Origin of the sequence: Thermoflavimicrobium dichotomicum, assembly GCF_900114055.1 — a bacterium.
Taxonomy (GTDB): Bacteria; Bacillota; Bacilli; order Thermoactinomycetales; family Thermoactinomycetaceae; genus Thermoflavimicrobium; species Thermoflavimicrobium dichotomicum.
Window position 1 is genome coordinate 22,315 of the sequence record NZ_FORR01000018.1, and the last position, 13,581, is coordinate 35,895.

The 13,581-nt window shown below is 44.3% G+C and carries 10 protein-coding genes, 5 tRNA genes and 1 pseudogene; 2 read left to right on the forward strand and 14 right to left on the reverse strand.

All coding sequences use genetic code 11. The annotated features are described in order from the left end of the window. Positions 1 to 103 precede the first annotated feature (103 nt). From BMZ78_RS14620 to BMZ78_RS14645, 6 genes are all read right to left on the reverse strand, one after another. Positions 104 to 180 (reverse strand) — tRNA-Arg (locus BMZ78_RS14620). Between the two features lie 5 nt (positions 181 to 185). Then, positions 186 to 260: transfer RNA gene (locus BMZ78_RS14625), tRNA-Gly, on the reverse strand. A gap of 10 nt (positions 261 to 270) precedes the next feature. Beyond that, positions 271 to 346, reverse strand: a tRNA-Glu gene (locus BMZ78_RS14630). 19 nt (positions 347 to 365) lie between these two features. Next, a tRNA-Phe gene (locus BMZ78_RS14635) sits at positions 366 to 441 on the reverse strand. A 5-nt stretch (positions 442 to 446) separates the two neighbouring features. Continuing rightward, positions 447 to 523 (reverse strand) — tRNA-Ile (locus BMZ78_RS14640). A 174-nt stretch (positions 524 to 697) separates the two neighbouring features. Beyond that, positions 698 to 1,183, reverse strand: coding sequence for a PTS sugar transporter subunit IIA (locus BMZ78_RS14645; RefSeq protein WP_093231176.1), 486 nt, complete (start codon positions 1,181 to 1,183; stop codon positions 698 to 700). A 415-nt stretch (positions 1,184 to 1,598) separates the two neighbouring features. Between BMZ78_RS14645 and BMZ78_RS14650 the strand changes: the two genes are divergently transcribed. After that, positions 1,599 to 2,534, forward strand: a complete 936-nt coding sequence (locus BMZ78_RS14650) for a toxic anion resistance protein (protein ID WP_093231177.1) — start codon at positions 1,599 to 1,601, stop codon at positions 2,532 to 2,534. Positions 2,535 to 2,883: 349 nt separating this feature from the next. Next, on the forward strand, positions 2,884 to 3,090 hold the full coding sequence (locus BMZ78_RS14655) for a hypothetical protein (protein WP_093231178.1): 207 nt from the start codon (positions 2,884 to 2,886) through the stop codon (positions 3,088 to 3,090). A 184-nt stretch (positions 3,091 to 3,274) separates the two neighbouring features. Here BMZ78_RS14655 and BMZ78_RS14660 read toward each other — a convergent pair whose 3' ends face one another. The 8 genes and pseudogenes from BMZ78_RS14660 to BMZ78_RS14695 all read right to left on the reverse strand — a co-directional run bounded on the left by BMZ78_RS14660 (position 3,275) and on the right by BMZ78_RS14695 (position 13,572). After that, entirely contained in the window at positions 3,275 to 4,069 is a 795-nt protein-coding gene (locus tag BMZ78_RS14660) for a hypothetical protein (protein WP_093231179.1), read from the reverse strand. 259 nt (positions 4,070 to 4,328) lie between these two features. Next, positions 4,329 to 4,751: a DUF3862 domain-containing protein gene (locus BMZ78_RS19190; RefSeq protein ID WP_245739872.1), complete on the reverse strand. Its 423-nt coding sequence runs from the start codon at positions 4,749 to 4,751 to the stop codon at positions 4,329 to 4,331. A gap of 25 nt (positions 4,752 to 4,776) precedes the next feature. After that, positions 4,777 to 5,016, reverse strand: a complete 240-nt coding sequence (locus tag BMZ78_RS14670; RefSeq protein WP_093231180.1) for a hypothetical protein — start codon at positions 5,014 to 5,016, stop codon at positions 4,777 to 4,779. 25 nt (positions 5,017 to 5,041) lie between these two features. Further along, positions 5,042 to 6,343: a 3'-5' exonuclease gene (locus tag BMZ78_RS14675; protein WP_093231181.1), complete on the reverse strand. Its 1,302-nt coding sequence runs from the start codon at positions 6,341 to 6,343 to the stop codon at positions 5,042 to 5,044. Further along, positions 6,249 to 7,163 (reverse strand): type II toxin-antitoxin system RelE family toxin, encoded by a 915-nt coding sequence (locus BMZ78_RS14680; RefSeq protein WP_093231182.1) that lies wholly within the window; start codon positions 7,161 to 7,163, stop codon positions 6,249 to 6,251. Before BMZ78_RS14680 ends, BMZ78_RS14675 begins: the two co-directional genes overlap by 95 nt. A 545-nt stretch (positions 7,164 to 7,708) precedes the next feature. Next, a pseudogene (locus BMZ78_RS14685) lies at positions 7,709 to 10,792 on the reverse strand (type I restriction endonuclease subunit R); the annotation flags it as partial. Continuing rightward, complete coding sequence (locus BMZ78_RS14690) at positions 10,773 to 12,044, reverse strand: restriction endonuclease subunit S (RefSeq protein WP_093231184.1); 1,272 nt, start codon at positions 12,042 to 12,044, stop codon at positions 10,773 to 10,775. The pseudogene BMZ78_RS14685 and the gene BMZ78_RS14690, both read right to left, overlap by 20 nt. Beyond that, the gene (locus BMZ78_RS14695; RefSeq protein WP_281244583.1) at positions 12,034 to 13,572 is read right to left on the reverse strand and encodes a class I SAM-dependent DNA methyltransferase; all 1,539 of its coding nucleotides are present in this window, start codon (positions 13,570 to 13,572) and stop codon (positions 12,034 to 12,036) included. Before BMZ78_RS14695 ends, BMZ78_RS14690 begins: the two co-directional genes overlap by 11 nt. Positions 13,573 to 13,581: the final 9 nt, after the last annotated feature.

Sequence of the window (13,581 nt, forward strand, 5' to 3'; positions counted from 1 at the left end):
CTTGAAAAAGTTTATTATATTTCTATTTTTATTGTAACATTTTTTTTAAAATATGAACAACAAAAAACCACCGACACAGCGATATGTGTCAGTGGTTTTTGCCTGGCGTGCCCTGGAAGATTCGAACTCCCGACCTTCTGATCCGTAGTCAGACGCTCTATCCAGCTGAGCTAAGGGCACATGGTTGGAGCGGAAGACGGGATTCGAACCCGCGACCCTCGCCTTGGCAAGGCGATGCTCTACCCCTGAGCCACTTCCGCAAAGAAGAGATGGTGACCCGTAGGGGATTCGAACCCCTGCATGCCAGCGTGAAAGGCTGGTGTGTTAACCGCTTCACCAACGGGCCACAATCAAAAAGCCAACCCTGGTGGCTCGGGACGGAATCGAACCGCCGACACGAGGATTTTCAGTCCTCTGCTCTACCGACTGAGCTACCGAGCCAAATCTGGTGGGCCTAGGCTGACTCGAACAGCCGACCTCACGCTTATCAGGCGTGCGCTCTAACCAACTGAGCTATAGGCCCATATGCTTCTGTTTTCTCTTGTTTTCTCCGTTTTATGTCGCTCACAGGTATATAATTTAACATGATTTTATAATGAATGCAATAGTTTTTTTAAAAAAATCTTTTTGGCCATGCATTCGATTCCATCGCCAAGGTTGCCCCTTCATGGAAGCAACCTGGCAGTATTTTTGAGATTTATTTCAATCGCACTTTCAATACTGGATGATGTCCAGCCTGCACATCTCCTTGTGCCAATACCTGCAGATCCTCTACAAGTTCCATATTATTGATCACCATAGGGGTTACGATCGAACATCCAGACTCTTCAATGACATCCAAGTCAAACTCAATCAATAATTCCGATTTTTTTACCTGTTCACTGACCCGAACCCGTGATTTAAATCCTTCCCCATATAATTTAACCGTATCCAGGCCAATATGAATAAGAACTCTCAAGCCGTTTGGATTCTGTATACATACAGCATGGTGCGTATCAAATAAATGAGAAATCACTCCATCCATGGGTGCAACCGCTTTCCCTTCTGCCGGTATGATCGCAATGCCATCACCGACCATCCGCCGGGAGAACACCATGTCTCCCACTTCATCCAATGAAATCACCTTTCCTGTTACGGGGGCAACCAAAGTGATCCACTTATCCTCTTGCTTTCTTCCTGTCATTTGATCCACTCCAGTTCATTTGTCTCTTTTCATGGAAGAAAAACAATCCTGGCAACAAGTGAAAACTTTTATATATCTATCTATCAACCATCCATTATGCAACGTATTAATTATATTTTCATATATTTAACATTTCAATGATCAATTTAAATTCCCTTTATTCCGTGGATATTTGTACAAAGGAGATCGTCCAGCTTGTTGATAGAGTATCCATCGTATGTTTGTCAACAGACCTCAACACTATAAGAGGGATTTAATAGAGGTTATCCGCAGGCTGAAAAAATACAGTGGGTTCTCCACTTTTTAACCTATTGTTCATACACGATAAACATTATTTTGCAAAAATATGTAGGTATCATACAGTGTGCAGCCAATTCTTTGAGATAAAATCTCCAAAAATGAAAGGCGGGAAAGGATGAGTGAAAACCAATCTTCCACTTTTTCAGAACAAAACAGAGAAAAATGGATTCATGCGATAAACCTGAATGATATCGACTCCATGATCCACGATGGTACTCAAATTCAAAAAGAAATGATCATCTTTATTGAAAAAATATTAGCTTCTATACGTGTGATCGATCAACTTCATTTTGCTGATCTCTTGACGGGGCTACTAAAGGAAGTGGAATCGATCGATCTTGAGCGGTTAAACCGAACCCGTCATTTTGCTTTTCTTCCCGTGATCAACAAGCTGTGGAATCCCACCAGGAAGTGGATCGTTCAATATCAAAAGAAACAACAGCAAATAGACAGATTCATTCACCAACTGGAACAATCCAGAACGCTGTTGATCCAATATACAGAAAAGCTCCAGGAACTAACCATCCAAAATCACGATTTTTATCACCAACTCACCTTCATGATTGAGGCCGGTGAACAGACTTTAAAAGAAATAACGCAGATAAAAATTCCCCATCTTCACGAACAAATCAAGCATGCCAAAAACAGACATCAACAAACACAAGAGCTGCATCGCCTCATTAACTTCGTGCAGCAGTTCGAAAAAAAACTCTACGATTTAAAACTGAATCGCCAAATCCCTCTACAGGTGGCTCGTCAACTCAAGAGAATCTACCCAAATAACCAAGCTTTCGCTGAACAAATTCAAGCATCGGTTATAAGTACTTTTCTCTTATGGAAAAAACAATGGGAACTTGCCATGACCATCATGAATGAAAAAAGAATCATCCCATTGGAAGACCTAAAAAAATCCCAACAGGAGATAATTTCATCCTTAATTAAAACTATTCATATAGAAAAGGAAGGAAGAAAAAAGCGTAAAGATGTGGAAGATGAATTATACAAAATTGGTGAAGAAATAAGAGAAAGCTGGAAGCAAACCCCTGTATAAAATGTAAAACCTCCCGACTTCATCTCATCGGAAGGTTTTACATTTTATGTTTCCGTTTTTCTTCGGGAAGATGATGGTAAGATCAGAAGAGACTGGTGGAGACTGAAGACTGCTAGCCGCTGTAAGGCAGCTTTTTTCTTTGTCTTGCCACCTTCGCACTTTGATCTCCAAGCATTATTATGGATCTTTTGGGGTAATTCATATTTTAAAGACGTATTCATGAAATCATGCCATTGCAATCCATCTTGGGAAACATGTTGAGTTACCACAAGGACAAGAAGGATACAAGATCAGCTTTATTTTTTGAATAGACTGTTTCATTTGACATTTGAGGAGGATATTAGAGCCCATGTCAGATGTATGGGGTGTCATATTCATTATTGCAGGTTTCATACTGGTTATCTACAATTTCACCGTTGTTTATCGAAAAGAAGGCGTGAAGGAGACATGGAAAAAAATCTTTTTCCTATTTCTGGAAACTGCGTCTTATGGAGGGGTCGGCGGTTTGGGAATGTTGCTGATTCTATTGGGAGTTATATTCGTTTTTGTATGGTAGAAACGGAAAAAATAAGGATTTTGAGTAGCAAGCATCGGTGATTTGGTGTTCTGCCAGGCAGATGCCAAATCGCTATTTAATGATGGCAGAGAACAACGAGAAGAACGTTCAATGTCAAATAAAAAACAAGCGATTTGGTATCTTAGTATAGCTGGAAAGAATACCAAATCGCCATGATGAAAAATCACATTTCTTGTGCAGAAGAAGCATTTGTTGATCCGGAACCTCCTGAGCCTCCAGATTTGTAAAGGTATCCAGGTGGATAAGTTGTAACCGACTGAGTACCAGACTGAGTTCCAGGTTGAGTACCACCACCAAGCTGAGTACCACCACCTGGTTGGCCGGGTGTCTGGTTGGTAGGTGGTGGATTGGTTGAATTGTTACCTGTTCCCGGTTGTGTAGAGGGTGGTTCGGTGGTAGCAGGATCCGTTGGTGGTTCGTTGGTTGAAGGCGGATCGGCTGTTGGATTTTCATCCGAATTTGGTGGTTGAGTATTTGGATCTGTGTTGTGATCCTGATTGGGTGTTTGTTGGAGAGGATCGATAATGACCTGGTTTGTTATCCCTATTCCGTACATCACATCAACCACATCGCCATAGGTGTACCAGTCATCTGTTCCGTAGTGAGCATCCAGAGCTTTTACAAAATAACCGGCGTCTACCAGGATTTGATAGCCATTGGATCTCCATTGTTGCAAAATACTTTCAACCACGCTGTATTTTTGTTTTTCCTTCTCTTCTTTTTGGGTGTGATCAGTCTGTTTGGGGGCGAGTGCAACAACCTGAGGGACAGGTTTTTCAACTGCATTTTTCTTGTTTTGCGGCTCTTTTTTGGAAATCTGAATGGGTTTATATACTTTTTCATCGACGGATACCAGAGGGGATTTGCTTTTGGTCTGTTGATAGTAAATATATCCTGCACCTGAAAGAACAACAGCGATGACCATCCCGATGAAAATAAAGAAGAGGTTTTTTCTCATGATGTCCCACCTCTCGCTGTGAACCTCTTTTTCTATATGGGAGCTTTTGAACTTCCAGTTTTATCGTTTTTCATTTATTGATCAGATCAAACAATTCCATTAAAATGACAAATCAGACATATTCTATTCTATCACAACTGTAAAGAAAATGGCTACCTGCAAATTTCAGTTTTACAAGGAAAAATATTGGGGGATCTCTTACCATTTTAACTTAAAGCCCTATCCCTTCCCTAATGGATAGGGCTATATATATTTTCTTTTACTTCAAACCAAACTGCGCTTTTGAAGTCAATTTGTTATTTTGAAACATGGCATTCATATTGGAACCATCTTCATTTTGCCAGGAGTACATCACCGTTTTAATCCCGGCCACCTCGCTTGAGCTCATTTCCGTTCCTTCAAAGCCGATAATTCTCACAACCTCTTCATAGCTCATACCATTTTTGATCTTTTTGAATTTCTTCATTGTCACTTCTTTTTTCTCTTCTGAATCTGGATCTGCTGGTTGAGAAGAGGATTCAGATGTATTGATATCGGATGTATTGGTTTCCTGTTTAGTACTTTCTGGTGTAGCCTCTGTTGTTTTTTCTTCGGCCACACCTGTTTTTTGATCATCATTCATCGATCCAATGATTGCAAGCAGTACAATAAACGCTCCGATTCCCGCCAGCCATTTTTTCATCTGTGATTTCCTCCCGTTGTATTGATCAAATGACTAACTTGAACAGAGCGCAAAGAGTTCGATAGAATAAGTGGAGAGTGTATATGGGGGATGTATAACGAAACTCTTTGCGCAAAAAAACTGGAGTGTAAGTACATCCATTTGGCGATGGCGTACTTACGATCTGCTCACCTTGTTGGCGCAAGATGAGCAGAATCAAGGCGATGTGAATGGAACTGGCACTTCCATCCACAGTCTTCTCTATGTTCGCTTGCTTTCCAGGCATCCCCCCTTTCACATATTCCATTTGCCTAGACGATTAGCCTGGAAGGTGCACCGTAGGAAGTAATAAACACTTTCTCACGGGCACGGGTAGTTGCAACATAAATCAACGAGCGTTCCTGCTTGATAAACTCATTTTTTTCCTCCTCGTCCTCCATCTTATCGATGACCCACTCCGGAGGAACATGTTCTTCATTCATCTCCACGAGAAACACGACACGGAACTCCAGCCCTTTGCTATTGTGCATCGTGCCACACTGAACCTCCGCTTGCGCTTTGGTCATATTTGGCGAAAGCTTTTGCGCCTGGATGCGATGTTTCCCCAATTCTTTGATATAGGCCTCCGCAATGTGATTAAATCGGGCTAATATGGCGATTTCATTGGGCTGAATGCCTTCAGCGATTAATTCTTTTACTTTTTCAACGACAAACTCTTTTTCTTGCTTCGATGTGGCAAAATTTTGGATCTCAGGGACTGTTCCAGACAAGAGCGAAATATCTTTTCCTTGATCTTTGCCACCATCCAGATTATCAAACTCGACACCAGCAATGATTTCAACTGCTTTCCTACGGATTTCTTCTGTTGTGCGATAATTGATTCGCAAACGCTTCGAACGCTGTCCTCTTACATTAATACCACAGTGACTGAGTATCACTTTGCGTGAATAAATACGCTGGTGCGCATCGCCGACAATAAACAGGTCATTTTCGGTCTTTGGCACTAAAGCCCGCAGCAACTTGAATCCTTCCTGGTGCATATCCTGTGCTTCGTCAATAATTGCTGCCCGATAGACAAATGTATTCTGATCCGGATTGGCTTCTAACCATTTCCGTGCTTCTCTTAACACATCCGTATACTCATACAGATTTTTGGCCTTCTTCTGCTCTCTGATATAAGTAACGGTATCCCAAATCCGTTTCCGTTCCGCACGCGAAATCGATCTTTTTCGGCCAATCCGCGGTGTGCTTAGATACTCCTGCCAAGTTTCGATACCATTGAGTTGAATCACCCGTTCATACTCATTGCGCAAGAATACCCCATCTTCTTTGGTCCATCCGAAGCGTTGAAGGGCTTCTTCCCACATGTCATTCATCGTTTTACTATTGCTATCTACACGGCGAATCGTGATTTTTTTGGCTTTCTCCACGATTTGTTTGGCCAAAGCATCAATAGAGATCACATCAATTCGTTCCATTTCTTCAGGCGTACACATGGTCGCCAGGACTTCACGAATATTATTTGCCAGAGTGACCGTAAAGGTGGTAAACAGGACCTTTTCGTTCGAATCCGGGTACAGATCCCGAACCAGGTAGCGTGCCCGATGCCACAACCGTTTTTCCTGTGCCAGCTCCCCCCAATACGCGAACAGGGCCTCGATAACTTCTCTCTACCGTTTCTCTTTGCCGTGGATGGAGGAATACACGCCAACGATCCAGTGGCTCCTTTAATATCTCATCCAACACCTTGTCTGAAGTCACCACCGTAATGGTACGGCTGGAATTCAGACTGGTCACGGCTTCCGCAAAAGTAATGGTTTTTCCTTTCGGTTTGGTATCTACGGCAATCTCTTGTGCAAAGGCCAGAACTTCTTCAAATGATTCCCCACTGACCAATAAATCCAGATACTCATAGGTTTCGTTGGGGAAAATCGGTTTATGGAGCTTAAAATCATCCAACGTTCTGATCCGGCGCACCAGCGGCAGGAACTCACTGGGAACACCTAACTGCTCCAATTGCTCATCCGTAAAAGCGGCAAAAAGCGGTGGCTGCTGTTCAACTGCCGTTTGTACAGGGGTCGGATCTTCCACTTCCACGATCGTGCTTGTCCACATTTGCAGAGTTCCTGTCGTCTGATTGACAATAAACCGTTTTCTCTCAGCCCAACGATAGGCCTCATCATGGTGGTCTACCCAGACAAGCAAAAAGACATCTTCATTGTCGGGACGAACCAGGATGACCCGATATCCCTGGCTTAAACGGGCCGAATAAACATGCGGATCGATGGTTTTACGCAAACGCTCCAGGTTTAATCCATTTATCCACTGATCATAACGCAGTTGGTCGATCATTTTACGCATCCGCTTTTGTTCGCTCTTGGGCAATTTGGCAAAAGAATCCAAAAAAGTGTCTTGAAGCGCAACAATACTCATTTTGAACCTCCTTTTTCTCCCACCGATGCCCAAGCGAACATCGGTGGAGTTTTTGCGTTTCGATCACCTTACTGCCCATTCACCAGGCGATGCCACTGGCTGACATAATCCACTTGCTCGATATCGACTTCTGGCAAGAGCCAAACTTTCCAACCACGCGCACGGATTTTGTCACGGAAATCCGCTTGCAGAGGAGTGAGGAAGCATACTTTCTGATCCGGCCAGGCAAACTCCGCTTCCGCTTCCACAGTGCCGGCACTATTTACAAATTCATAGCCAATCTTTGGCTCCGGGACTCCGCCCAAGACCAGTTGCTTCGCTGCCTCCTGGTATTGCTCATGAATCTGGGACAGCCATTCTTCCGAAAGCTGGACAGAGGTGCTTGTGACACGTACTTCGATCTCTGGACGTTCTTCGGCAATGAGCGGTTTTTCTTCTTCTTTGGATAGTGAATATTCCGTTTCATCGACAGGCTTTTCTACATTTGGCAGCTGATTATTGGAAAGGTCGCTCTCTTTCTCTTCTTCAAATCCGCCATACTCTTCAAGCACTTCACATTGCTGAATGACGACATCCACCGCCTGTTCATTTTGTTCAGGCGGAAATTGATACTTTCGCAGCAGACGCTTGACCATCCGTTTTAAATTCGCCCGGGCACTTTGGCGAACACGCCAGTCGACTGTCCGGCTTTGCCGGATCTTTCTTGCCAGCTCACGAGCCATTTGCTTCAAAACATCGACGCCTAACGCATCCTTTGCTGACTCATATTGCGAAAGGGCATCATAAAAAGCAACTTCATCGTCCGAAAGCCCCAAATCATTTCCGCGTCGCTGAGCCTGATTCATCTCTTTCGCCAAATCGATCAATTCCTGGATCACAGCCGATGATTCAATCAATCGGTTATGGTATTTCCGGATCGCCTCTTCCAACATCTCGGACAATTTCTTCGATTGCACGACATTTCGCCGTGAAATCAGGCGGACTTTATCCTTCAAGAGGCGGTTTAACAGCTCGACCGCCAGGTTTTTATGTTCAAGCTTGCGCACATCTTCCAAAAATTCTTCGGACAGTTCGGCGATATTGGGCTTATCCAGCCCGACGGCGGAATAGATATCCACGACCTCATTGGTAATCACGGATTTGTTGATCAATTGGTTAATCTGCGCCTCAACCACATCCGGAGATTTTTTCGGTTTACGCGAAGGTGCCGTTAACTTCACGATAGCGGCTTTTACCGCTTTAAAAAATCCGATCTCCACACTAAGGGCTTTGGCATCGGGGTGAGTGACACACAAGGCAAAGGCTTGTGCCATGATCGTCACATGCTTGACAAATTCCTTTTTCGCCTCTTCACCGAGACTGATCACATAGTCCGTAGTGGCAGCAATCTGCCGCGCCTTTTCTTTCGCCGTTCCTGTCAGGAAACGGGAATAATCATGCGGATAAAGCATATGCCGGATAATATCGTATTTCTCTTTGACCAGATCCATCGCTTTCTCCGTGTCAATCCCGGTCATTTCCCGGTCGCTGGGGGTATACACTTTGAGGGCTTCTTTCAGTGCCTGGCCGATCCCAATGTAATCGACAACCAACCCCCCCGGCTTATCCTGGAAGACACGGTTGACCCGTGCGATGGCCTGCATCAGATTGTGCCCTTTCATCGGCTTGTCGATATAAATGGTATGCATGCACGGCACATCAAAACCGGTCAGCCACATATCACAGACGATCACGATCTTCAGCTCATCGTCCGGATTTTTCATCCGCTTCGCCAGCAGATCCCGCTGGGCTTTGGTCGTGTGATGTTTCTTTAACGCCTCGGGATCATCCGCCCCGGATGTCATCACCACTTTGATCGTACCTTTATCGATATCGTCATGGTGCCACTTTTTCCTTAGAGCGATAATATGCTTATACAGCTCAGCGGCAATGCGGCGCGACATCGTCACGATCATCGCTTTGCCCCTGATTTGCTGTTGACGCTGTTCGAAGTGTCCGACGATATCCTTGGCAATCAGTTTGAGCCGCTTTTCCGCTCCAACCAGAACTTCCAATCTGGACCATTTTCCTTTGACGGACTCATCCACTTCCTGCTCTTGCATCAGCTTTTGGTACTCTTCATCCAGCTTTTTCTTTTCTTCTTCCGGAAGCTCCACCTGTGCGAGACGGCTTTCGTAATAAATTTTGACCGTCGCCCCATCTTCAACGGCCCGGGTCATATCATAGATATCGATGTAATCGCCAAACACAGCCGGCGTATTCCGATCTGCCAGCTCAACCGGGGTGCCGGTAAAACCGATATAGGAAGCTTGCGGCAAGGCATCGCGCATATGTTTGGCAAACCCGAATTTCACCTTGGCCTCGTCCTGCTTTTTTTTGACTTCGGCCTGGAAACCATATTGACTGCGATGCGCTTCATCGACGATCACGACCACATTGCGCCGATCCGTCAATACGGGGTATTGGTCTTCATCTTCACCCGGTGTAAACTTCTGGATCGTGGTAAAGATGATGCCTCCCGACTCGACAGACAGGAGTTGGCGCAGCTCTTGACGCGAAGTCGCCTGTTTGGGAGTTTGCCGTAACAATTGCTGCGATTTGCTAAAAGTGCCAAAGAGCTGATCATCGAGGTCATTGCGGTCCGTGACTACCACCACGGTCGGGTTATTGAGTTCCTGGACCAATTTCCCGGTATAAAAGACCATGGACAAGCTTTTGCCAGACCCTTGTGTATGCCAGACGACCCCGATCTTCCGGTCTCCGGATTCCTCCGTCGCCCGGTGGGTACTTTCCACCGCTTTGAGTGTGGCAAACACCTGATGGTAAGCGGCCACAATCTTGATGATCTCTTCTCCGTCTACCTGGAATAGAATGAAATGCCGAAGGATATCCAGAAATCTGTCTTTTGCAAACATCCCTCTGATCAATACCTCCAACTGAGAAAGCGACGAAGGAGCCAGCTCTTTGCCATCAATGGTTCGCCAGACCATATAGCGGTCAAAGTCAGCGGTTAACGTTCCATAACGTGCCTCCGTACCATCGCTGATCACTGAAAAAGCATTGTAAGCAAAGAGGGTCGGCAAACTCTGTTGATATGCCTTGACATCTTCAAAGGCATCCGCAATTCCCACTCGCTCATCCGCTGTATTTTTTAATTCAAAGACGGAAAAGGGAATCCCGTTGACAAACACCACGAGATCCAATCGCTTGGGATGAGCGCCACGGTCTTTTACCTGAAACTGGTTGACCACCAGCCAGTCATTTTGCTCCACATTCACTGGATCAACGAGCCAGACCTTTTTGGTCAGATAGCTACCGTCTGCCTGACGTACCGAGACATCGACGCCATCGGTTAACAGTTGGTGAAATGCCTTATTGTTGACCAGCAGGCTCGGGCTTTCCAATGTGCAAACCTTCCGCACCGCTTCCTCGATCACTTCGGCGGGGTACTGGGGATTGATGCGGGAAAGAGCTTCCCGCAACCGATTTTTCAACACCACTTCATGATAATCGTCCCGTTCACGCGCTTCTCCATCCGGGGCAAAGTCAGGGCCATAACCCGTTTCATAATACAGCTCTTCAAACAGCTCCATCGCTGACTGTTCCACATCAGACTCGTAGTAATTCATCGTCTTCGCTGCTCCCTTCTTCGGATAATGGCACACGAATCTCTCCAGACATCAGCTTGGGTAGGAGGGTGTCACGGAGGGTTTTTAGATTATTTGATTCTATAAGATTTAAAGAGATTTTTTCGTAGATAGGTTGAACAATTTTAATAAATTCACGAACAATATCTAAATTTCTTGGGAATGGAAGTTTAAATTCCAATGTTTGTTTTGGCGATACACGTTGTCTACTATTTGTAGATCCAGTAGCATGTTGCTGTAAAAATTCGTTAAATGCGTCACTATTGACAAGCGAAAAAACAAAGTAAGTAAATTCTTTATCTTTTGCCAAATAGTTAATAAACTCTGTCGAGCTCACTGCATTATTAGTTAAACATAACGGTTTCCAGACCCGTTTAGTAGATGGATTCAGTTTTGAAACCAATATTGTATCGGATGTTACCACATACTTATTACTTTTAATTTCACATCCTTTTTCCATTGATGGAAATCTTTTAGAATCAAATGAAGGAATACTATAATGCTCAAAAAGCTCTTCAGGAAATTCTTGTGGCTTTACACTCTTAGTACTTATTGTAGCAATATCTTTAAATTGAATTACTTCCCACCCCTTCGGAATCATGCCTAGCTCGCTTTCGACAAACTCGCCATCTTGAAAAGGTTCGAAGTCGACAAACCAGGATTTAAAGATCGCTTGTGCCATTTCTTCGAGGTCTTTGTTGATTTGGTTGTTTAAATAAATCTTTCCATCAATTGAATCTAATATATTAATAATCTTCTTCATTTCTTGTTGTTTTTTTGGATAAAGAACAGGAAATTTACGTAATGCTCCTAAAGTTAAATATTGTTGGGTTGACCCTCTTAGATTTGAATAGATATATTCTTGAGCAAGATTCGATTTCAAGAAGTAATAAAACCACTTAGCTTTCAATTCATCACCATTAAACTTAAATAAACCAACATTTTTAATTGCATAATTTATTTCTGGGTTGCGCTCAAGATAAACTTCTCCTACCGTTCCGATCATACTAAATAAAATATCCCATTGTTCTACCTTACTTCTTTCATTTATCTTTGCAAAATCTTCATTACTAATAAGATAAGCATTTTGAAAGTCCAATTCATAACCTTTCAAATGTCTAGATGTTACTAAGTACTTCCCACCTTCAACTTTCTTTGGGGAATCATGTGTCCCATCAGTCACTTTAAAACAAAAGTCATCAGCAGTTGTTTTCTCCCACTCCTCAAAACTCATACCCAATCCCCCTCAGACTCTCCCGAATCTTTTCTTCCAATTCTCTCGACTTGGCAAATTTCTCAGCCAAAGATGCGGTGAGTCTTTCCATTTTCTCTTCAAACGGCTCATCATCGTCATCATCTTCCGCAATGCCCACATAGCGTCCGGGTGTCAGGATATACTCATGCTCACGCACTTCGTCCAAGGTCGCTGACTTACAGAAGCCTTGGATATCTTCATAGTTTCCAGCATCTTTGAGCCCGCGCCATGCATGGAAGGTGCCTGCGATTTTCCGGATATCCTCATCGGTCAACTCCCGGTGCACGCGATCCACCATCTGGCCCAACTTCCTTGCGTCAATAAAGAGAATTTCCCCTTTGCGATTGCGTTGTCCATTGGCTGCTTTATTCTTGGTCAATACCCATACACAAACAGGGATTTGCGTCGAGTAGAAGAGCTTACCAGGTAAAGCAATAATGGCTTCTACCAAATCATCCTCAATGAGTCCTTTCCGAATCGCTGCTTCATCCTTTTGGTTGGTCGACATCGAACCATTGGCAAGAACAAATGCGGCTGTTCCACTTGGGGCCAATTTCGAAACCATATGTTGAATCCATGCATAGTTGGCATTGCCTTTGGGTGGTACACCATACTGCCAGCGTGGATCATCAGCCAGGCTATTATGCCACCAATGACTGACGTTAAAAGGTGGGTTGGCGAGTATGTAGTCGGCACGCAAGTTTTTATGCAAATCATTGATAAAGGTATCCGCATGGTGTGGACCAAGGTTATTGTCAATGCCCCGAATTGCCAGGTTCATTTTACACAAACGCCAGGTCGTGGGGTTGAATTCTTGTCCATAAACAGCCACATCACCGATCCTGCCTTGGTGCGCCTTAATAAAGGCCTGGCTTTGGACAAACATGCCGCCTGAACCACAGCAGGGGTCATAGATGCGTCCTTTGAAGGGTTGGATGAGTTCGACCAGGAGCCTGACGACGGTCCGAGGCGTATAGAACTCTCCACCGTTCTTTCCTTCCGCACTCGCAAATTTATTGAGGAAGTATTCATAGACACGCCCCAACACATCCTGTGCTTGCGCTTCCTGATCACCCACTTTAAAGGAGAAGAGATCGATGACTTCCCCCAACCTTTGCTTGTCCAGTTCGGGACGAGCGTAGTTCTTTGGCAGAACACCCTTAAGGGAATCATTTTCTTTTTCAATAGCCAGCATGGCATTATCAATGATCTGCCCGATCTCTGGCTTTTTTGCGTTTTCTTTGATATAGGACCAGCGCGCTTCTTTCGGTACCCAGAAGATATTTTCCGCTATGTATTCGTCCCGGTCCTCTGGATCTGCCCACTCGTCCTGCTTCAACTCCTCATACTTCGCCTCAAAGGAATCTGAGATATATTTCAGGAATAAAAGTCCTAACACGACATGTTTATACTCAGCGGCATCCATATTGTTGCGCAGTCTATCTGCCATTAGCCAAAGTCTTGACTCAAAACCCAATTCTGTACTACCGTTGTTAGAAACTGCCACTTGCTGTCA

Excerpts from the sequence above, each read along its gene's own strand:
- BMZ78_RS14645 (WP_093231176.1), bottom strand. The coding sequence starts at position 1,183 with ATGACAGGAAGAAAGCAAGAGGATAAGTGGATCACTTTGGTTGCCCCC.
- BMZ78_RS14650 (WP_093231177.1), top strand. The coding sequence starts at position 1,599 with ATGAGTGAAAACCAATCTTCCACTTTTTCAGAACAAAACAGAGAAAAA.
- BMZ78_RS14655 (WP_093231178.1), top strand. The coding sequence starts at position 2,884 with ATGTCAGATGTATGGGGTGTCATATTCATTATTGCAGGTTTCATACTG.
- BMZ78_RS14660 (WP_093231179.1), bottom strand. The coding sequence starts at position 4,069 with ATGAGAAAAAACCTCTTCTTTATTTTCATCGGGATGGTCATCGCTGTT.
- BMZ78_RS19190 (WP_245739872.1), bottom strand. The coding sequence starts at position 4,751 with ATGAAAAAATGGCTGGCGGGAATCGGAGCGTTTATTGTACTGCTTGCA.
- BMZ78_RS14670 (WP_093231180.1), bottom strand. The coding sequence starts at position 5,016 with ATGCCTGGAAAGCAAGCGAACATAGAGAAGACTGTGGATGGAAGTGCC.
- BMZ78_RS14680 (WP_093231182.1), bottom strand. The coding sequence starts at position 7,163 with ATGAGTATTGTTGCGCTTCAAGACACTTTTTTGGATTCTTTTGCCAAA.
- BMZ78_RS14690 (WP_093231184.1), bottom strand. The coding sequence starts at position 12,044 with ATGAGTTTTGAGGAGTGGGAGAAAACAACTGCTGATGACTTTTGTTTT.